Source organism: Variovorax sp. P4_D9, assembly GCF_056401695.1.
Genome location: NZ_JBFUIU010000094.1, coordinates 1 through 18,119, shown reverse-complemented (window position 1 = coordinate 18,119; position 18,119 = coordinate 1). Strand labels below are relative to the sequence as shown.

At 67.7% G+C, this 18,119-nt stretch carries 20 protein-coding genes and 2 pseudogenes; 13 read left to right on the top strand and 9 right to left on the bottom strand.

Features of this window, described 5'->3' with window-relative positions; genetic code table 11:
- The 4 genes from AC1DY5_RS13130 to AC1DY5_RS13115 form a co-directional block, all read left to right on the top strand.
- On the top strand, nucleotides 1-315 hold a 315-nt coding region (locus AC1DY5_RS13130; RefSeq protein WP_478111868.1), incomplete at its 5' end, for an Ldh family oxidoreductase.
- A gap of 84 nt (nucleotides 316-399) precedes the next feature.
- Nucleotides 400-801, top strand: coding sequence for a PPC domain-containing DNA-binding protein (locus AC1DY5_RS13125; protein WP_478111870.1), 402 nt, complete (start codon nucleotides 400-402; stop codon nucleotides 799-801).
- A 307-nt stretch (nucleotides 802-1,108) separates the two neighbouring features.
- Nucleotides 1,109-3,472: a di-heme oxidoreductase family protein gene (locus AC1DY5_RS13120; protein WP_478111866.1), complete on the top strand. Its 2,364-nt coding sequence runs from the start codon at nucleotides 1,109-1,111 to the stop codon at nucleotides 3,470-3,472.
- 128 nt (nucleotides 3,473-3,600) lie between these two features.
- Nucleotides 3,601-3,966, top strand: a complete 366-nt coding sequence (locus AC1DY5_RS13115) for a DUF2493 domain-containing protein (RefSeq protein ID WP_478111865.1) — start codon at nucleotides 3,601-3,603, stop codon at nucleotides 3,964-3,966.
- A gap of 120 nt (nucleotides 3,967-4,086) precedes the next feature.
- On the opposite strand, the gene AC1DY5_RS13110 is transcribed toward AC1DY5_RS13115, so the two are convergent.
- Complete coding sequence (locus AC1DY5_RS13110; protein WP_478111863.1) at nucleotides 4,087-4,215, bottom strand: hypothetical protein; 129 nt, start codon at nucleotides 4,213-4,215, stop codon at nucleotides 4,087-4,089.
- A pseudogene (locus AC1DY5_RS13105) lies at nucleotides 4,212-4,724 on the bottom strand (LysR substrate-binding domain-containing protein); the annotation flags it as partial. The pseudogene AC1DY5_RS13105 and the gene AC1DY5_RS13110, both read right to left, overlap by 4 nt.
- Here AC1DY5_RS13105 and AC1DY5_RS13100 point away from each other — a divergent pair.
- Nucleotides 4,673-4,960 (top strand): annotated as a pseudogene (locus AC1DY5_RS13100) (tripartite tricarboxylate transporter substrate-binding protein); the annotation flags it as partial. The pseudogenes AC1DY5_RS13105 and AC1DY5_RS13100 sit on opposite strands and share 52 nt — an antisense overlap.
- Before the next feature lie 63 nt (nucleotides 4,961-5,023).
- Complete coding sequence (locus AC1DY5_RS13095) at nucleotides 5,024-5,353, top strand: DUF1161 domain-containing protein (RefSeq protein ID WP_478111861.1); 330 nt, start codon at nucleotides 5,024-5,026, stop codon at nucleotides 5,351-5,353.
- A 1-nt stretch (nucleotide 5,354) separates the two neighbouring features.
- Here the strand turns inward: AC1DY5_RS13095 and AC1DY5_RS13090 are convergent, their stop codons facing one another.
- Nucleotides 5,355-5,933 (bottom strand): DUF4124 domain-containing protein, encoded by a 579-nt coding sequence (locus AC1DY5_RS13090; RefSeq protein ID WP_478111859.1) that lies wholly within the window; start codon nucleotides 5,931-5,933, stop codon nucleotides 5,355-5,357.
- Between the two features lie 127 nt (nucleotides 5,934-6,060).
- Between AC1DY5_RS13090 and AC1DY5_RS13085 the strand changes: the two genes are divergently transcribed.
- The gene (locus AC1DY5_RS13085) at nucleotides 6,061-6,417 is read left to right on the top strand and encodes a hypothetical protein (protein ID WP_478111857.1); all 357 of its coding nucleotides are present in this window, start codon (nucleotides 6,061-6,063) and stop codon (nucleotides 6,415-6,417) included.
- A gap of 83 nt (nucleotides 6,418-6,500) precedes the next feature.
- Nucleotides 6,501-6,755: a hypothetical protein gene (locus AC1DY5_RS13080; RefSeq protein ID WP_478111855.1), complete on the top strand. Its 255-nt coding sequence runs from the start codon at nucleotides 6,501-6,503 to the stop codon at nucleotides 6,753-6,755.
- Between the two features lie 20 nt (nucleotides 6,756-6,775).
- Here the strand turns inward: AC1DY5_RS13080 and AC1DY5_RS13075 are convergent, their stop codons facing one another.
- Nucleotides 6,776-7,696, bottom strand: coding sequence for a LysR family transcriptional regulator ArgP (locus AC1DY5_RS13075; protein ID WP_478111854.1), 921 nt, complete (start codon nucleotides 7,694-7,696; stop codon nucleotides 6,776-6,778).
- Between the two features lie 70 nt (nucleotides 7,697-7,766).
- On the opposite strand from AC1DY5_RS13075, the gene AC1DY5_RS13070 reads away from it, so the two are divergent.
- Nucleotides 7,767-8,378 (top strand): LysE/ArgO family amino acid transporter, encoded by a 612-nt coding sequence (locus AC1DY5_RS13070; protein WP_478111852.1) that lies wholly within the window; start codon nucleotides 7,767-7,769, stop codon nucleotides 8,376-8,378.
- A gap of 24 nt (nucleotides 8,379-8,402) precedes the next feature.
- On the opposite strand, the gene AC1DY5_RS13065 is transcribed toward AC1DY5_RS13070, so the two are convergent.
- The 5 genes from AC1DY5_RS13065 to AC1DY5_RS13045 form a co-directional block, all read right to left on the bottom strand.
- Complete coding sequence (locus AC1DY5_RS13065; RefSeq protein ID WP_478111851.1) at nucleotides 8,403-9,728, bottom strand: NAD(P)/FAD-dependent oxidoreductase; 1,326 nt, start codon at nucleotides 9,726-9,728, stop codon at nucleotides 8,403-8,405.
- A gap of 77 nt (nucleotides 9,729-9,805) precedes the next feature.
- The gene (locus AC1DY5_RS13060) at nucleotides 9,806-11,053 is read right to left on the bottom strand and encodes a cation:proton antiporter (RefSeq protein ID WP_478111850.1); all 1,248 of its coding nucleotides are present in this window, start codon (nucleotides 11,051-11,053) and stop codon (nucleotides 9,806-9,808) included.
- 42 nt (nucleotides 11,054-11,095) lie between these two features.
- Complete coding sequence (locus AC1DY5_RS13055; protein ID WP_478111848.1) at nucleotides 11,096-11,524, bottom strand: helix-turn-helix domain-containing protein; 429 nt, start codon at nucleotides 11,522-11,524, stop codon at nucleotides 11,096-11,098.
- A gap of 36 nt (nucleotides 11,525-11,560) precedes the next feature.
- Nucleotides 11,561-11,824, bottom strand: coding sequence for a hypothetical protein (locus AC1DY5_RS13050; protein WP_478111846.1), 264 nt, complete (start codon nucleotides 11,822-11,824; stop codon nucleotides 11,561-11,563).
- 8 nt (nucleotides 11,825-11,832) lie between these two features.
- The gene (locus AC1DY5_RS13045) at nucleotides 11,833-12,360 is read right to left on the bottom strand and encodes a hypothetical protein (RefSeq protein WP_478111845.1); all 528 of its coding nucleotides are present in this window, start codon (nucleotides 12,358-12,360) and stop codon (nucleotides 11,833-11,835) included.
- A gap of 153 nt (nucleotides 12,361-12,513) precedes the next feature.
- Here AC1DY5_RS13045 and AC1DY5_RS13040 point away from each other — a divergent pair, with 153 nt between their 5' ends.
- The 4 genes from AC1DY5_RS13040 to AC1DY5_RS13025 form a co-directional block, all read left to right on the top strand.
- The gene (locus AC1DY5_RS13040) at nucleotides 12,514-16,863 is read left to right on the top strand and encodes a GAF domain-containing protein (protein WP_478111843.1); all 4,350 of its coding nucleotides are present in this window, start codon (nucleotides 12,514-12,516) and stop codon (nucleotides 16,861-16,863) included.
- A 188-nt stretch (nucleotides 16,864-17,051) separates the two neighbouring features.
- Entirely contained in the window at nucleotides 17,052-17,408 is a 357-nt protein-coding gene (locus tag AC1DY5_RS13035; protein ID WP_478111841.1) for an STAS domain-containing protein, read from the top strand.
- Nucleotides 17,408-17,848, top strand: a complete 441-nt coding sequence (locus AC1DY5_RS13030; RefSeq protein WP_478111839.1) for an ATP-binding protein — start codon at nucleotides 17,408-17,410, stop codon at nucleotides 17,846-17,848. Before AC1DY5_RS13035 ends, AC1DY5_RS13030 begins: the two co-directional genes overlap by 1 nt.
- A gap of 69 nt (nucleotides 17,849-17,917) precedes the next feature.
- Nucleotides 17,918-18,119: hypothetical protein (locus AC1DY5_RS13025; protein ID WP_478111838.1), on the top strand; the 202-nt coding region annotated here is incomplete at its 3' end.

Sequence of the window (18,119 nt, the reverse complement as noted above, 5' to 3'; positions counted from 1 at the left end):
GTGATCGACTTCAACACCGACCATGTCTCCGTCACCAACACCGGCCAGGCCATCTTGGTCATCGATCTCGCGGCCTTCGGCGACCCCGCGCACTTCAAGCGGGCGGTCGACACGCTGGTTCGCGACCTCCGGGACAGCCAGCGTCTGCCGGGCGTCGAGCGCATCTGGCTGCCCGGCGAACAGAGCCACGAGAAGCGGCGCCGATATGCGCAGGACGGCATTCCGATCGCGCCCGTGCTGCTCAAGGAGCTGAATCAGCTCGCCGCCGAGATCGGGATCGCCCCGCTGGCGCAGCAAGCGCATCGAAATCCCTGATCCGGTCGCGCGGAATCGGCATCGACCGAAGGCGGCCTTCGCCAGCGCAGGCATGATGCCGGCATGCCCGGCCCCGACAGCGCCCTGCGCCCCTTCCCGCTGCGCCTTCATCCCGGCGACGACCTGCGGCGCGCGATCGAGTCCACCGTGCACGCGCAGGGCCTGCAGGCGGCCTTCGTGCTGTCGGGCATCGGCAGCCTCCGCCCGGCGCGGATCCGGCTCGCCGGAGCAGAAGACGACACGGTGATCGATCGCGACACCGAACTGCTGAGCCTGGCCGGTAGCATCGGCGCGGGCGGCTCGCACCTGCACCTGAGCGTCGCCGACGATCGGGGTCAGGTGGTGGGCGGCCATGCGAGCTATGGCTGCATCGTGCGCACCACCGCGGAGTTGCTGCTGGTACTGCTGCCGGACTGGCGCTTCGCGCGCGAGTTCGATCCCAGCACGGGCTGGGCCGAACTGCGGATCACGCAGCGTGGCGACTGAGAACACGCGTCCGATCACCGCGCTCAGCGACGCAGATTTATCTCCATGACGGCGCAGCGATGGGCTGCAACTCGGCGCACGCCGTGGACGATTGGGCGACATAAACGTGAGGCGCGGGCGCCCCAGTTGCCATTGTTGGCCAGAAATGTGACAAATTGTGTCATGGTAAGGCGTCTTGCGCGCTATCACCGGTATGGCATGAAGGCTGCACTGTCCATCGACGAGGCCTCGAGGCCGTGGACCATTTCTCGAAGTTCATGGCCACGTGTCACACCCACGCCACAACGAAAAACAAGGAAAACCCATCGTGGACGAGAAGAAGAACGTCGACGCCGAAGGACTGCCCAGGCGAACGACGATCGCCCTGGCGGGCGTGTTGGTCGCCGCCGCCGCACTGAGCGCCTGCGGCGGTGGTTCGGGCTCCGCCGGCGGCGGCACACCGTCGCCAGTCGCGGCAACCCAACCCTCCGCGTCGCCCACTGACGCCGTCGTGGATGAGCCGAAGAACGTCGGCACCGACATCGACGCGCCGAATCCGGTGCCGCCTTCGCCACCCTTGCCCCCGACGCAGGCCACGCCGGTGGACGCGAGCCTGGGCATCACGAGCTTCTATCCGCTGTTCGCAGCAGGCACGCCGGTCACCGAGCAGATCCAGTACCGCGAGGCCGACGGAACGCTCGTCACGCTGATGGGGATGCGCCCCACCGAGCGGCATGCGCGCGAGCGAGGTGAAGCCTGGACCGCGCCCGACGAAGGGCCGGGCCGCTATCTCACCTTCCCGTCGGCCTACTTCCAGAACCGCACCTACGGCATCGAGATTCGCGATCACGTCCCAGCGGGGAAGCAGCTCATCGAAATGGTCTTGATCGTCAATGACGGCACCTTCGATGGCACGACGTTCAGCCTCTTCCGCAACAGCAACGACGAAGGCGTGCGCGACTACGGCTGGTCGCTCAACACGGGCTTCAACAATCCGAAGATGGACGGCAAGCCGATCTGCATGGCGGGCAGTCGCGACTGCAAGATCGACTTCGATTCCTACTGGGACGTGCCTAAGGGCCAGCCGCACCGCGCGCTCATGATGGGCGACGTGATCGAGCTGTCGCCCGCCCAGCGCATGGAACGCTATGGAGACGGCATGCACGCCGGCGAGCCGGTATCCGACAGCCTGAAGGGCAAGGCGGTGGTCGACGGCGCCGGCAGCCGCTACTACTCGTTCGAGCAGCTCTACGTCGTCGGCCAAGGCCTGGTGCCGTGGTACGGCTTGGCACCGCGGCTGAATTCCGCGCCGCTGCCCGAAGCGACGCTGCTGGGCGGATCGACGAGCCTTTCATACAACTACTCGGAGGAGCCGATGCGCGTCTTCCAGCAGATGTCCAACAACATCGGCATCGTCAACGCCAAGCGCTTCGTGCAGGGCCGACGCCTGTTCCACACATCGTTCCTGGACGGCAAGCACTCGGAGCACCCAGACGACAACCCGGTGTTCGTCGCGCATGTGGGCCAGCTCGGCCCGCGCTTCAACCAGGAGCGCTGCATCGCATGCCACACGCTCAATGGCCGCAGTGCCATGCCCGGCATCGGCGCGCGCCTGGACGCGATGGCCGTGCTCACCGCGGCAGCCGCTTCGACCGGCGCCAATCCCGTGCCTGATGCGACCTATGGCTTGAACGTGCAGCAGCGCAGCCGCGACGCCGGCGCGACGGACCTGTCCGTGAGCGTGCAGTCATACGACACCACGCTGTACACGCTGCCCGACGGTGAAAAGGTCGAACTGCAGAAGCCCGTCTATGCGTTCAAGGGCCCGGCACCGGCGAGGTTCTCGGTGCGCCAGGCGGCGCAGATCGTGGGCATGGGGCTGATCGAGGCGGTCGACGAAGCCACCATCCTTGGGCTGGCCGACCCCACCGACCGCGAGGGCGACGGCGTGAAGGGTGTGCCGAACTGGGTGACCAATCCCGAGAACGGGAAGGTCCACCTCGGCCGCTATGGCTGGAAAGCCGCAAAGGCCACGCTGCGTCAGCAGGTCGGCGACGCGTTGCTCAAGGACATAGGCGTCACGAGCCCCGTGTTCCCGTCGCGCGGCTGCCAGCGGATGGATCCCGACTGCCGCAACCCGACCGGCGGCACCGCGATCTCCGAAGCCGAACTGGAGCGCCTTTCGGACTACCTGTGGCTGTTGGCCGTGCCGGCGCAGCGCAGCCTGCGCAGCGGATTCCCGGCCGACACGCGCATCTCGCCCGAGCACGACGTGAACCCTGGCCAGATCAGCCGCGGCAGCACCTTGTTTGCACAGGCGCAATGCGTGGCCTGCCACACGCCCCTGATGAAGACGGGCACGAAGCATCCCTTCGCCGAACTGCGCGACCAGACCATCCGCCCCTACACCAACTTGCTGTTGCACGACATGGGGCCGGGCCTGGCCGACACGCTGGCCGAAAGCAAGGCGACAGCCAGCATGTGGCGAACGGCGCCGCTGTGGGGCCTGGGGTCGCTGACGTACGTGCAGGGCAGCGAGCAGAACGTACGCTACTTGCACGACGGTCGCGCGCGCACGCTGATGGAAGCCATCCTGTGGCACGGCGGCGAGGCCGCTGCGAGCCGCGGCAGGTTCGAAGCGATGTCGAAGGAAGAGCGGACCGCCGTGATCGCGTTCCTGAGTTCGCTGTGATGCCTGCGAGGCAAGGCGGGCCTCGGTGCAGCTCGTGCCTGCCACGCAGTCGGCCCCTGCCATCGGCACGGCACTGCACGCGCGGGTCAGAAATCGTGAGCTTCTCTTCGACAGTCTGAATTGACAGCATGAGACTACTTGTCTGTGGAGGTCGATACTTTGACGACTGGCCATTCATCGTGAAGGTTCTCGACCGCGTCCATGCGCGTCAGCCCGTCACCCTCGTGATTGAAGGGGGTGCCACGGGCGCAGACGGCCTCGCGCGTCGATGGGCCATTGCACGAGGCATCGAGGTTGCCACGTACCGCGCAAACTGGGAGCGATACGAGCACCGTGCCGTGCCCATCAGAAACGCCCAGATGCTGCGCGAGGGTCGTCCACAACTCGTGGTCGCATTCAAGGGGGGTCGCGGGACCATGCACATGATCACGATTGCCGCTGCGGCACTCGTGCCTGTGTTGAAGACTTGGCAGTCCGCAGGCCGCGCAAAATAAGCGGCGGCGGAAAGCGTGTGATCTCGCTTAATTTAGTCGTGAACGAGGCCCCAGCATCCACGCGGCTTGTGGTGACCGCAAATTCAGGACTGCCAAACCAGAGTCGCAAACGATGGGGATCTACCGGCCGCCTCCCGATCCCGCGCCGACCGCATCCTCGGCGAACAGCGATCGCGCCAACTCCTGGGCCAGTCGCGAGGCGCCGATCGCGAGGCCCGGGATATCGCCGGCCAACGGACCATGTCTCATGGTGGCGCCCCAACTGTTTGTTGTCCTGCACTCGCCGAGCTTCGGGCGAAGACGGCGGCAGCAAACTCCACGAACGCCCGCACGCGGCCCGCAAACTGGTGTCGACGCGGATAGACGGCATGGATGTCCGCCGGCGGCGTCTCGTAATTCTCCATTACCTGCCTCAAGCGGCCGCTGCGAAGGTGCTTCGCTACGTCCCATTCGGCGCACAGAAGGATTTCCGTGGCCATCCAACGCCCAGTTGACGGCGATGTCGCCGTCATTGGTGCTCATCGCACCATGAACCTTCACGACCTCCTCGCGGCGTCCGGAACGCAGCCGCCAGACTCCGTAAGCGTCCTCGCCATGGCGGATACTGGTGCAATCATGTGTCGCCACTCGCGCGGCGACTTCGGCGTCCCCCGCCGCTCGAGATAGGAAGGCGACGCACACAGCAGTCTTCGGTTCGGGGCAAGCAGCCGCGCCACCACGCGCGCATCCGGTGGCTCGCCGAAACGAATGCAGACGTCGCGTCGAGCTGAGCTCCTGGGGCGGCGTCTCAGTGCCGGCCGGCACGCCCGACCCGATCGTCGCCCGGATCCGCTCGGCCTTCGAGAAAGCACTGAAGCAGCCCGCCGAGGCGGCGGCGCTGATCGAGCGCGGCGGCCAGGTCAGCCCGCAGGATTCGGAGGCCTACGCGCGCGGCTTCAGTGAGGAGATCGCCTTGACCGAGGCGATGATGAAGCGCGCCGGCCTGGCGCCGTAGTGAACCCAGGTTCGGGGTCCGGCAGAATGTCTGGCCGACCTGCCTCTCGAAAGGGCTTCCAGCATGACCAGACTGTGGCTGTTTCTCATCGCGTGGGCCTGCGCCGCCACCGCCAGCGGCGCCGAAGACTGCGAAGCCCTGCGCACCCGCATCGAGGCGAAGATCGCCGCCGCCGGCGTGCTGCGCTTCGCGGTTGTCACGGTCGATGTCGCCGCACCGGTCGAAGGCCAGGTGGTGGGCAATTGCGAGCTCGGAAGCAAGAAGATCGTGTACCTGCGCGAACGCGGCCCGGAATCCGAGGCCTCGCCATCCCGCCCACGCCCGCGCAGCGCGCCGATCCTGACCGAGTGCAAGGACGGCAGCTCGTCCGTCGGCGGCGATTGCCCCAGGTAGCTCAGCGGCAGACCGTGGTCGTCCCCACGGGCCGGCAGGTCTTGCCATCCAGGCTCTGGTAGCGCTCGAGCTGGCCGGAGCGGTTGTATCGGTTGCCCTGCCGGTCCTCGCAGCCGCCCGCGTCGCAATGGCGGATCCGCGGCCGCATGTCGCGCGGCGGCGGACGTCGATAGGCGCCGCCGGGATAGCCATAGCCATAGCCATCGTCGACCGGCAACGGATCGACGCCACTGTCGCTCCAGCGCGAATCGACCGCCGGATCGGCGCCGCGGCTGCCTCGCGCGTCGATGGCGATCGGCCCCGAGGGTACCGGCGGCGGATGCGCGGCGATTTCTGCCGGCTCTCGCTGCGACGGCGACGGCCTCGCCGGCTCGGCGCCGTCCGTCGCCGGCGGGGCGGCTTCCGGCACGGCCACGCGGCCGACGACCCGGGCGCCCGACGGGCATGCGCCATCGGTATAGCTCACGTTGCCTGCCGGGTCCGAGCAGCGGATCACCTCGGCGTAGGAGACGGAGCCGAGCAAGACAAGCCCGAGGATGACAAACCGGCAACGCATGACCTCCCATTGTGCGGTTCTCATTGAAACAATGTGCGAATGAGGGCCGGCTTCGGGCCTCGTCGAAACAGATGATGCGTCGCAGAAACAAGACTGGCATCTTCTTTCAGGGGCCGGCAGCGGACACCCGATGATGGCCTAGGACCCGATCATGAACCTTCGACCCTTGGACGCGAATCCGATGCCCTCCCCCGGTTTGCGCAAGGTCCGGCAAGGCTCCGTCATCGTCGGGATCCTGTTCGCCGTGACCGCCATCTTCCTGTTCGTCGGCGGCGATCGTTCGCCTACGGGCGCAGCCGACCGCGGCCGGGAACTGGCCGTGCTCAGCACGACAGTCGTCGCCGCCGCCGCGTTCCTCGTCGCCTTCTTTTGCAGCGCCATGTCCTTCGTGCAGCAGTGGCGGCTGCGCCGGCAACGCAAGATCGAGCGCCTGTCCGCGGCCGAGCGACGGGCCGACATCGCGATCCGCAGGGCACGGATCCGCGCTGAACTCAAGGACTTCCACTGAGCGGACGCCTGCTCTTTCCTCGGGCGACAGGGCGCAGGCTAACATCGCCGACTGAGCGAACCATCCAGAGAGAGCAGAAGCCCATGGCGAACGAGTCCAACCGACAGGCCGAATTGAAGAAGATGGTGCTCTGCGCGTCATGTGCGGGCATCCAGCGCAACTGGCGCCGCGCGCCCGGTCACGCCGAGCTCGTGCAGCAGTCCAGCCGCAAGGAAGAACGCGACGATGGCCATTCCGTCAACATCACCAGCTACCGCTGCGACGCCTGCGGCACGCGCTGGGAATACGAGAACGACAAGACGAACCAGCAGGCAGGCTGGTCGGTCGTCGGACAGTAGCGCAGGAGACGCCGCACGCGTCAGGGCGGCACCAGCATGGCGGCGGCCGCGGCGTGCACCGCCCCCGTCAACCCGCGCAGCACCTCCGATTCGATGCGCCAGTGCTGCCAGTACAGGGCGACATCGAGCCACTGCCCCGGCACCAGTTCGACCAGATCGCCGCTCGCCAGCAGTCCGCCCACGAGCACCTGCGGATTCATCCCCCAGCCCAGCCCGTTCACCGCGGCGTGAACGAAGCCATGGGTGCCGGGCACCCGGTGCAGCGGCGGCGCCAGCGTCTTGTGCGTGAGTCGACGGATGAAACGCGCCTGCAGCGAATCCCTGGCGTTGAACACGCTGCAGGGCGCGGCGGCCAATGACGCGGCGTCGACGCCGTGCGCGAAGTGCCGCGCCATGAATGCCGGGCTGGCGACGGCGACGTAGCGCATGGCGCCCAGGGCCTCGGCCACGCAACCCTGCACCGGCTGAGGCTCGGAGGTGACAGCCGCCATCACGCGGCCCTCTCGAAGCAGCAGCGTGGAGTGATCCTGGTCTTCGACGTGCAGCTCGAAGGCCACCGGGTGCGCGGCCTGCACGGCGGCCAGCGCCGGCACGAACCAGGTGGCCAGCGAGTCGGCGTTGACCGCCAGGGCCAGCGGCAGTGCGCGCGGCCCCGGCGCATCCGGCCGCTGCAGGTCCGGCAAGCCAAGGCCGAAGGGCCGCAGCACGTCGGCCTCCAGCAACTGCAGTTGCTGCGCATGCCGCTGCAGGGCCTGCCCGGCCGCCGTGGCAACGCACGGCGAACTGCGCTGCACCAGCACGCGCCCCATCCGCTCCTCGAGGCCCTTGATGCGCTGGCTGACGGCCGATGGCGTGATGTGCAGCACACGCGCCGCTCCATCGAAGCTGCCCTCGCGCAGCACGGCGGCGAAGGCGGCCAGCTGCCGTGAGTCGATCTGCATGTGAAAAATTCTAATGCGAACGTAGAAAGATGAGTTTGATTGAAGCACGGCGGCCCGCTACCGTGGGGCCATGTACCTGATCTTTGCCAAGGGATTCCTCACGTCGGCCGCGCTGATCATCGCCATCGGCGCGCAGAACGCGTTCGTGCTTCGCCAGGTCCTGAAGCGCGAGCATGTGCGCGAAGTGGTGCTGGTCTGCGCCTTGTCCGATGTGCTGCTGATCGCCCTGGGCGTCGCCGGCCTGGGGCTGCTCGTGCAGTCCAGCACCCCGCTGGTGGCGTTGGCGCGCTGGGGCGGCGCCGGCTTCCTGCTCGCCTACGGCGCACTCGCCGCCCGCCGCGCCTGGCTCGGCGGGCGGATGGCGCTGCCGTCGGCGGCGCCAATGAGCCGGCGTTCGGCGCTGGCCGCCTGCCTGGCCTTCACCTACCTCAACCCGCATTGCTGGCTCGACACCGTGGTTCTGCTGGGCGCAGTCGCGGCACAGCAGCCGGATGGCGGCCGCTGGGTCTTCGGCGCCGGCGCCGCGGGCGCCAGCGTCGCCTGGTTCGTTGCGCTCGGCTACGGGGCCCGGCTGCTGGGCCCGCTGTTCACCCGCCCGCGGGCCTGGCGCGTTCTCGATGCACTGGTGGCGCTGCTGATGTGGACGATCGCGGCCTCGCTCCTGGGCACGCAGGCGTCCTGACCGGCGCGCCCTGCCGTCGATCGCTCAATCGGACTTCAGGATGGTCTCGCCCTTGAGCGGACCCCAGTCGCGGACGTTGTCGCGCCGCCGTTTCCAGCCGCCATAGCTGCGGCGCCAGTTCACCACCGAGATGAAGTAGTACAGCACCTTGAACATCCACAGCGAGCGGCGGTAGGCCGCCCCGTGGTGGATGTCGGCCGCCAGCAGCGACATCAGGCCCTGCTTGGCCTTGAAGATGTTGTTGGGGTGCATGAACATGTCGCGGATCGTCGGGTTGGTCACCCGGTAGATGAACCACGAGTAGTCGCGCGGACCGACCCGCATGCGCTTTTCGAGCGCCCGGCGTGCCGGCGCCAGTTCGGCCGGGCGATCCAGCGCGGTCGCCACCAGCTCGGCGCCATCGAAGGCGCTCTGCATCGCCAGGAACACGCCCGAGGAGAACATCGGGTCGATGAAGGTGAAGGCGTCGCCGACCATCAGGTAGCGCTCGCCGGTGGCGTGGGTGCTCGAATACGAGAAGTTGCCGGTCGCATGCACCCGGTCGTCGACCAGCGTGGCGTCCTTCAGCCGGTCGTGCAGTTCCGGGCACTGCGCGATTGTGTCGTAGAAGTAGTCCTTCAGCGGCTTGTCGCGCACCTTCAGGTAGTAGGCCCAGCAGACCGCACCGACGCTGGTGGTGCCGTCGGCGAGCGGAATGAACCAGAACCAGCCGTGATCGAACCAGCAGATGCTGATGTTGCCCTCGCGCCGTCCCTCCAGCCGCCGCGCGTTGCGGAAGTGGCCGAACAGCGCCGTGCTGTTGTGATCGGGATTCTTGTTCTTGCACTTGAATTTGCTGGCCAGCACGGTGTCGCGGCCACTGGCGTCGACCACGAAGCGCGCCCGCCAGCTGCGCTCGGCGCCGTCGTCGAGCACCGCCTGAACCGTCGCGCCGGCGTCGTCGAAATCCACCTGCCGGACCTTGGCACCTTCGAGCGCCAGGGCGCCTTCCTTGCCGGCGTGGCGAAACAGCACTTCGTCGAGTTCCGAGCGGCGCACCTGCCAGGCCGATCCCTTGGACGGATCCCAGCCCTCGGAGAAATCGACGTAGCTCCGGTAGTCGAGGTCCGGCGGCACGAACTCGATCCCGAACTTGGGCATGCCGATCTTGTCGACCTGGTCGAGCACGCCGAGCTTGGCGAACAGTTCGACATTGCCCGGCAGCAGCGATTCACCGATGTGAAAGCGCGGGTGATGGTCTTTTTCGAGCAGCACCACCCGCCGCCCCTGGCGCGCGAGCAGCGTGGCGATGGTCGAGCCGGCCGGCCCGCCACCGATCACCAGCACATCGCATTCATGCCTTGTTTCCATGACCTCGAAGCTCCTTTGTCCTTTGAATTCACCTGATGCGGCCCGCATTGTGCCGGGGCGGCCGCGGAGCGCCGCCGTCAGTGGCTGGCCGCAGCGTCGATGAACTCGCCGCGGCGGCGGCCGATCAGGGCCAGCAGCGGGCCGGTGGCCGCGGTCGTGACCAAGGCCATGACGAGCAGCATGGTGAACAGCTCGGTGCCGATCAGTCCCGCGTCGAGGCCGACCTTGATGACGATGAGTTCCATCAGCCCCCTGGAATTCATCAGCGTCCCGGTGGCCAGGCTCTCGCGCCAGCCGTAGCCGCAGACCCGGGCACCGGCCGCGCCGCCGATGATCTTGCCGGCCGTCGCCACCAGCAGGATCAGGCCCAGCGCGCCGAGACCGGTGCTGGCGAACGCACCCGAGGTGGTCCCCAGGCCGGCCAACGCAAAGAAGATCGGCATCAGCACCACGACCGACAGCGGCTCGATCCGTTCGACCAGGGCCCGAAGCAGGCGATCGTCGCGAGGCAGGCTGATGCCGAAGAGGAAGGCGCCGAACACGGCGTGCAGGTGCAGCCACTCGGTGACCATCGCGCAGGCGAAGAGGCCGATCAGCAGCGCCGCCAGCACCATCGGCGAAGGCACGCCGTCTGGCGCATGCGCGCGCAGCAGCCAGGCCAGCAGAGGCCGCACGACCAGCAGGCCCACGGCCAGCAGCAGCGCCAGCCCGAGGGCGATCTTGAGAAAGCCTCCGAAGCCCCCGCCCGAACTCACCAGCGCGACGACCATCGCGAGCAGCACCCACGCCAGCGCGTCCACCACGCCGGCCGCGCCCAGCGACAACTGGCCGACCGGCGTCCGCGTCATGTTGCGGTCCTTGAGGATGCGCGCCAGCACGGGAAACGCCGTGATCGACAGCGCCACGCCGAGGAACAGCGCGAAAGGCCAGAAAGCCACGCCTTCCGGTGCCAGCGAAGGATGGAGGACGGGTGCGATCGCCAGGCCCAGAACCATCGGCAGCACCATGCTGGAGACGCCGACCCAGCCGGCCGACTTGAGCTGCGCCCCCATCCCGCTCGGCGCCCGCAGTTCGGCGCCGACGATGAACATGAACAGCACCACGCCGACCATCGCCAGGGACGACAGGCTGGCCAGCGAGRCCGGCGGGAACAACTGCGCATGCCACTGCGGGAACAGAGCTCCGAAGACGACCGGGCCGAGCAGGATGCCGGCCGCCATTTCGCCGATGACCATGGGCTGCCCGAAAGCGCGCAGCAGCAGGCCACAGGCACGGGCGATCACCAGGATCACGGTGAGTTGCAGAAGCAGGAGAGCGAGGGACATGGCGCGAGAGTATGCCGGCTATGGCAACGAAGCGAAGACCCGTCAGCCGGAGGCGGCCTGGTCATCCAGGACGCCCGGCACCGGTCTGGCGGGGACTCCGCCAGAGCGAGACCACCTGGTCGAGCCTCGGCAGCCCCGGCTCGGGCATCGCCACCGCGGCGCGCGGGGCGAACACCAGCTGCCGGGGTGCACTGGGCGTCGAAGGCCACCGCATGACCCAGCAGCTCGCTCTCCTTGCCCAGGATGGGCTCGGCGAACTCTCGCAGCTGAAGCACCTTGGCGGTGGGGAGCCCGGTGCCTCCCCTTGACGAGGATCGGGTCGGCGGTGACAGCGCGCAGCTGGCTCATCGCGGGCTGGCTGATCGACAGCGCCTCCGCGGCGCGCGAGACATGCGAATGGTCGACCAGCGCGACCAGGCACTTCAAGAGGTAGAAATAGAGTACGCCGCTGTCATTTATTTTCTGCTGCACGGATGCACAGGACCTTCCTCTTTAACGACTACCGCCTCATCCCAGCTTGCGGATCAGTTCCGCGCGGACGACGGCGCGCGACTCGGGCCCGTCGGCGGCGTCGTGCAGCCCGCGCATCATGTCGTCGTAGCCGAGCGCGAACAGGGCGTCGACTTCCGAGCGCTGGTCGGCCGAGAAAGTGCCCAGACGGGTCCAGGCGTCCAGCAGCTGCACCGCCTCGCCGCGGCACGCGAGGCCCAGCTCATAGGACTCGAGAACCAGCTTCACCTGCACGGCGGTGAAGGATTGCCGAAACGTCAAGGCCGGCCTCAAAAGGTGGCCTGGATGGTGGCGCCGCCCTGAATCTGGCACTCGCCGGTGCCGCCCCCCGACATGCCCTGCTGCGGCCGCAGCATGTGCAGCCGGCAGCGCATCAGCCCCCCCTGCGGACTCTTGAGGTTCGCGATCACCTTGCCGCTGTACACGGTGGCGAACTGGACCGGATCGAAGCCCGGCATCATGCCCATGCCGCCCATGCCCGCGACACTGCCGTAGCCCCAATAGGACCAGTCGGACCAGCCCACCGGCCAGCCGCCGCCCCACATGGGCGCCATGGCCTCGCTCCGCGTCTGCTGCGTGATCTGCAGGAATGGGCCCTGGTAGGTGGCCGTGGGCAGCGTCGCCGTCATGGTGCCGGTGATGCCGCCGTCGGTGCTCTTCCAGGAGAACAGCACCGACTTGTCGGGCTGTCCCTTCTGCACGATGTCGCCGCCGCCCGTGCCGGTGGTCGTGCAGCCGGCAAGCAGCAAGGCTGCTGCGGCCAACGCGAAGGGGGTGTATATCCTGGGTTTCCGCATATTGTGCTTTCCCGTCGAGCGAATCGAAACTCGCAGGATTGTTCCGCAGTGCCTCTCAAAAGTCACCCGCCGGAAATACCCTTTGTTGTTCGAATGTTCTAGGGGCGAGCGCCCGGATGCGGGGATTCCGCCTTCGCCGCTAGACTCCACGCCGTGGTGCGCCGCTCGCGCATCGAGCTGCTGATCGCGGAAGGCATATGCCCTATGGCTGAGTCCCGGTCTCGACCCCTGTCGAAGCACGCGCCGCGCGCAGGCAGCGTGGTGCGCGACCCATTCGAGCGGCTGGTCGAAACCGGGCTGCGACTGAACTCCGTGGCCAGCGCGAGCGAGCTTGGCGACCTGCTGGTCGATGAATGCGCCCGGCTCGTCGGCTCCCAGCGCGTGCTGCTGGTGCTCGACACCGAGTCCGGCCTGCGCAGCGCCGGCGCGATGCTGCCGGCCGCCGAAGACACCGCCGGCCTGCTCCGCGCGATCACGCCCTGGCTCGACGAGACCCGCCGCACACGCAAGGCCAGCCTGCGGCACGGGCCCGAGGGCGCCGCGGCGGCCGACCAGCGCTCCTGCCTGATCGCGCCGCTGCTTGCAAGGCGGGAACTGCTCGGCTACCTCTATGCCGACATCGAAGGGACCCAGGGTCGCTTCGACCTCGTGCACCGCGACCTGCTGGCGACGCTGGCGCGGCATGCCGGCGGGGCCCTGGCCCACGCCCGTGCCCGCGAGGGCCTCCAGCGCGAACTGGCCGAATGCAAGGGCGCGCTGCTGCAGCGCAGCGACGAACTGACACTGATCAACGGCATCCAGCAAGGCATCGCGGCCAAGCTGGATTTCCAGGTCATCATCCAGTTGGTGGGCGACCGGCTGCGCGAGCTGTTCAATACGGGCGACCTGAACATCGTCTGGTGGGACGACAAGACCAACCTGGTCCAGGTGCTGTACCGCTACGAGCACAACATGCCCCTGCCGCAGCCGCCGGCACGGCCCCTGCAGCCGGACGAGCCATTGGCGCGAATGCTGCACACGCGCCAGGCCGGCGTGGCCAACACGCGCGAGGAACAGACCCGGATCGGCCTGAGTCCTTCCCCCGGAACCGACTGGGCGCATTCGATCGCTGCCGTTCCGATCATCGGCAGCGACCGCGCCCTCGGCATCATCGCGCTGCAGAACCACGAACGCGAATACGCTTTCGGGCCGCACGAGATCCGGCTGCTCGAAACGGTGGCGGCGAGCCTGGGCCTGGCGCTGGAGAATGCCCGTCTGTTCGACGAGACGCAACGCCACGGCCGCGAGATGCAGGAGGCACTGGCCCACCAGCGCGCGGCGGCCGAGGTGCTGCAGGTCATTGGCAGCTCGCTGGCCGATCCCGGCCCGGTGTTCGACAAGATCCTCGAATGCTGCGAGCACCTGTTCGACGGCAGTTCCTTCGCCCTGCTGATGGTCGACGCCGAGGGGCGCCTTGCGCTGACGCGCTGGCTCATGACCGCGGCCGGCCGCGCCACGATCAGCGGGGAGCGCCTGGCCGATCTCGCGGCGTCGATACAGGCGGACTATCCGATGCCGCTGGCCGGCACCTCGGCCGAACTCTCCTTCCAGACCGGCGACCTGGTGGAGTTTGCCGATGTCCTGGAGGATCCCTCGGCGCCTGCGGTGCTGCGCCACAACGCCGAACGCATCGGTTCGAGCTATGCGAACCTGGCGGCGCCGCTGATCTGGGAAGGCCGCGGCATCGGCATCCTGAGCATGCAGCGCAGGGAGGTCGGCCCGTTCCGGGCCAGCGAGCGTGCGCTGCTCAAGACCTTCGCCGAGCAGGCCGTGATCGCGATTCAGAACGCGCGGCTGTTCAATGAGACGCAGGTGGCGCTGCACAAGGTCGAAGAGCGAACCGCCGAGTTGACCGAATCCCTCGAGTCCCAGACCGCCGTCAGCGACGTACTGCGCGTCATCAGCGAATCACCCACCGACGTGATGCCGGTGTTCGAGGCCATCCTGGACTGCACCATGTGGCTGTTCGAGGGCCCGACGGCCGCGATCTTCACCTTCGATGGCCGCCAGGTCCACCTGGCCGCGACCCGCAACTGGTCCGCCGAGTCGCTGGAGGTGGCGCGCGCGCTGTGGCCGGCGCAGCCCGACCTGCGCCAGATGAACGGCCGCGCCATCCTCGAGCGCAGGGCACTCTGCACCGAGGACGCGGGTTCCGACCCGGACTACGACCACAGGCTGGCGAGTACCGGCAACCGGCGCCGCATGATCGCCGCGCCGATGCTCAAGGACGGCGTGCCGATCGGCGCCATCACCACCTCCTGGCCGGAGCCGGGCAAGACGCCGCAACGGCAGATCGACCTGCTGAAGGTGTTCGCCGACCAGGCCGTGATCGCGACCGAGAACGTGCGGCTGATCCATGAAACCCGCGAGGCGCTCGAGCGCCAGACCGCCACGGCGGACGTGCTGCAGGTCATCAGCGAATCGATGGAGAACGCGCAGCCCGTGTTCAACAAGATCCTGGAGAGCTGCCAGCGCCTGTTCGCCGGCACCCAACTCGGCATTTCGCTGGTCGGCGACGACGGGATGATGCACCTCGGCGCGCATCGCGGTTCGGCCCGCGAAACGCTCGAACGCTTCTATCCGCGCCCGATCGACCACTCGCCGATCGGGGTCGCCATGGCCGGTCCCGACGTGCTCCATATTCCCGACGCGCTCGCCGAGCCGAACCTTCCTGCGTTCATGCGCGAGGTCGCCGGGCACATGGGCAACTTCTCGATCATGATCGCCCCGCTGGTCTGGGAGGGCCGCTACATCGGCTCGATCCACGTCGCGCGCCAGCCGCCGGAGGCGTTCGCCGAGAAGGAAATCAAGCTGCTCGAGACCTTTGCCGACCAGGCCGTGATCGCGATCCAGAACGCGCGCCTGTTCAACGAGACCAAGGAGGCGCGGGCCGCCGCCGAGGCCACCAACGAAGCCAAGAGCGCCTTCCTGGCGACCATGAGCCACGAGATCCGCACGCCGATGAACGCGGTGATCGGCATGAGCGGCCTGCTGCTCGACACCCGGCTCGACGCCGAGCAGCAGGACTACGTCGAGACCATTCGCGATTCGGGCGACGCGCTGCTGACTATCATCAACGACATCCTCGACTACTCGAAGATCGAGGCCGGGCGCATGGACATCGAGGCGCACCCTTTCGACCTGCGCGACTGCGTGGAATCGGCGCTCGACCTGATCAGCACCCGTGCCACCGAGAAGAAGCTCGACATCGCCTATGTGTTCGAGTGCGACGTGCCGATCGGCGTGATGGGCGACCTCACGCGGCTGCGGCAGATCCTGCTGAACCTGCTGAGCAACGCGGTGAAGTTCACGGAGGCCGGCGAGGTGGTGCTGACGGTCAGCGCCAAGAGCCAGCCGAGCGGCCGGATCGACCTGAACTTCGCCGTCCGCGACACCGGCATCGGCCTGTCGCCGCAGGGCAAGAGCCGGCTGTTCCAGTCCTTCTCGCAGGCCGACTCGAGCACCACGCGCAAGTACGGCGGCACCGGCCTGGGCTTGGCCATCAGCAAGCGGCTGGCCGAGCTGATGGGCGGCACCATGTGGGTCGAGAGCGAGGGCCCGGGCAAGGGCTCGACCTTCTACTTCACGATCGAGGTGTCGATCGCCCACACGCCGCCGAGCAAGCGGCGCGTCATCACCGGGGTGCAGGCCGGATTGCAGGGCAAGCGCCTGCTGATTGTCGACGACAACGCGACCAATCGGCGCGTGCTCTCGCTCCAGACCGGCCGGTGGGGCATGGACTCGCGCGACACCGAGTCGCCGGCCGAAGCCCTGCGCTGGCTCGGGCAGGGCGAGCGCTTCGACGTCGCGATCCTCGACATGCACATGCCCGAGATGGACGGCGTCGACCTGGCGCGGCGCATCCGCGCCAACCACTCCGCGCTGCCGCTGGTGCTGTTCAGCTCGCTCGGCCGGCGCGAAGCGGGCGACGCCGAATCGCTGTTCAACGCCTATCTGTCGAAACCGATCCACCAGTCGCAGCTGTTCGACACGCTGGTCAGCCTGCTCGCGCACGAACCGGCCGCCCGGCCGGTTGAGGTCGAAATCGCCAAGCCGCGGATCGATCCGACGATCGCGACACGCCACCCGCTGCGGATCCTGCTGGCCGAGGACAACGCGGTGAACCAGAAGCTCGCGCTGCGCCTGCTGCAGCAGATGGGCTACCGGGCCGACCTGGCCGCCAACGGCATCGAGGCGGTCGAGTCGGTGCAGCGCCAGACCTACGACGTGGTGCTGATGGATGTGCAGATGCCCGAGCTCGACGGCCTCGACGCCACCCGGCAGATCTGCATGCTGCTCGAGGCCCACCAGCGGCCGCGCATCGTGGCGATGACCGCCAACGCCATGCAGGGCGACCAGGAAATGTGCATCGCGGCCGGCATGGACGACTACCTGACCAAGCCGATCCGCGTCGACCGGCTGGTCGAGGCCCTGAGCAACGTGCCTGCCCGCAAAGACCGCTGAGGCTGTCCATTGGCTTGTGGAGGGCCGGTTGTCGACGGGGCCGCAAATTGGGCGTAAGCTAGAAAAAGGTACTACCTGTTGCATGGCAGACGCTCTTGTTTTCTTTTAAAAACAAGAACTTGCGGGCCAGGCGGTGCCAGCGGCAGCGGACCAATTCAAAGCGCATCGACATCGATTGCGGAGAGCGTATGGACCTGAGAAGCGAGCAACTGGCCGACGGCGTCGAGAAGATCAGCCTGGTCGGGCGCATGGACAGCCTTGGCGGACATGACATCAATGTGCGCTTGTCGGAGCTGGTGGCGAGCCGCAAGCTGCTCGCCGTGGTCGACCTGTCCGAAGTTTCGTTCCTGGCGTCCATCGGCATCCGGACGCTGGTCGTCAATGCGAGGGCCCAGTCGTCGCGCGGCGGCGTGATGGCCCTGGCCAACCCGCAACCCCTTGTGGCGGAGGTGCTCAAGATGGCAGGCATCGACACGATCATCCCGGTGTACCCCGACGTCGAAACCGCCTGCAGCGCCCTGACGGCCGCCGCCGAAAGCCGCTGATGTCCCCCTCCGGCGGGGAGCCCCGGGCATCATCCCTCATCGTTGGCAGCGAGTTGAACGAACTCGCGCGCGTCAGCGCCTGGGTTCACGACTGGGCCGAGTGCCAGCGGCTGCCGGCCAGGGTCGTGCTGAACCTCGACCTCTGCTCCACCGAGGTGGTGACGAACATCATGACCCACGCCTGCGGCCACGGCACCCAGAACATCCTCCTGCGCCTTGGTTGGCAAGGCGAGGACGTGGCGCTGGAAGTCGAGGACGAGGGCGGCGAGTTCGACCCGCGGCAGGTCCCCGAACCGGCACCGGCCACCAGCATCGAGGACGCGCGAATCGGTGGCTGGGGCATCCCCATCGTTCGGCGCTTCTCCGACGGCCTCAGTTACCGCCACGAGGACGGACGCAATCGACTGACGCTGCTGTTCCGGGCGACCGCGCCACCCTGACGGCCCTGCAGCTCCCGATCAGCCACCCATCCATCCATCCATCCACCCACCCACCGAGGAGACGTCTCTATGGCATCCACAGCCAAACCCTCACTCAGCATCGACACCCAGAGCGCACTGGCGGCGCAGGCGGCCCTTGCCGGGCAACCCAACGGCGCCGGCGAGAGTTCGGGCGTCGACAAGATGCGCGAATTGCTGTTCGGCAACCAGATGCAGGACTACGACAAGCGCTTCGCCATTCTCGAGGAACGCTTCCAGCAACGGATGCGCG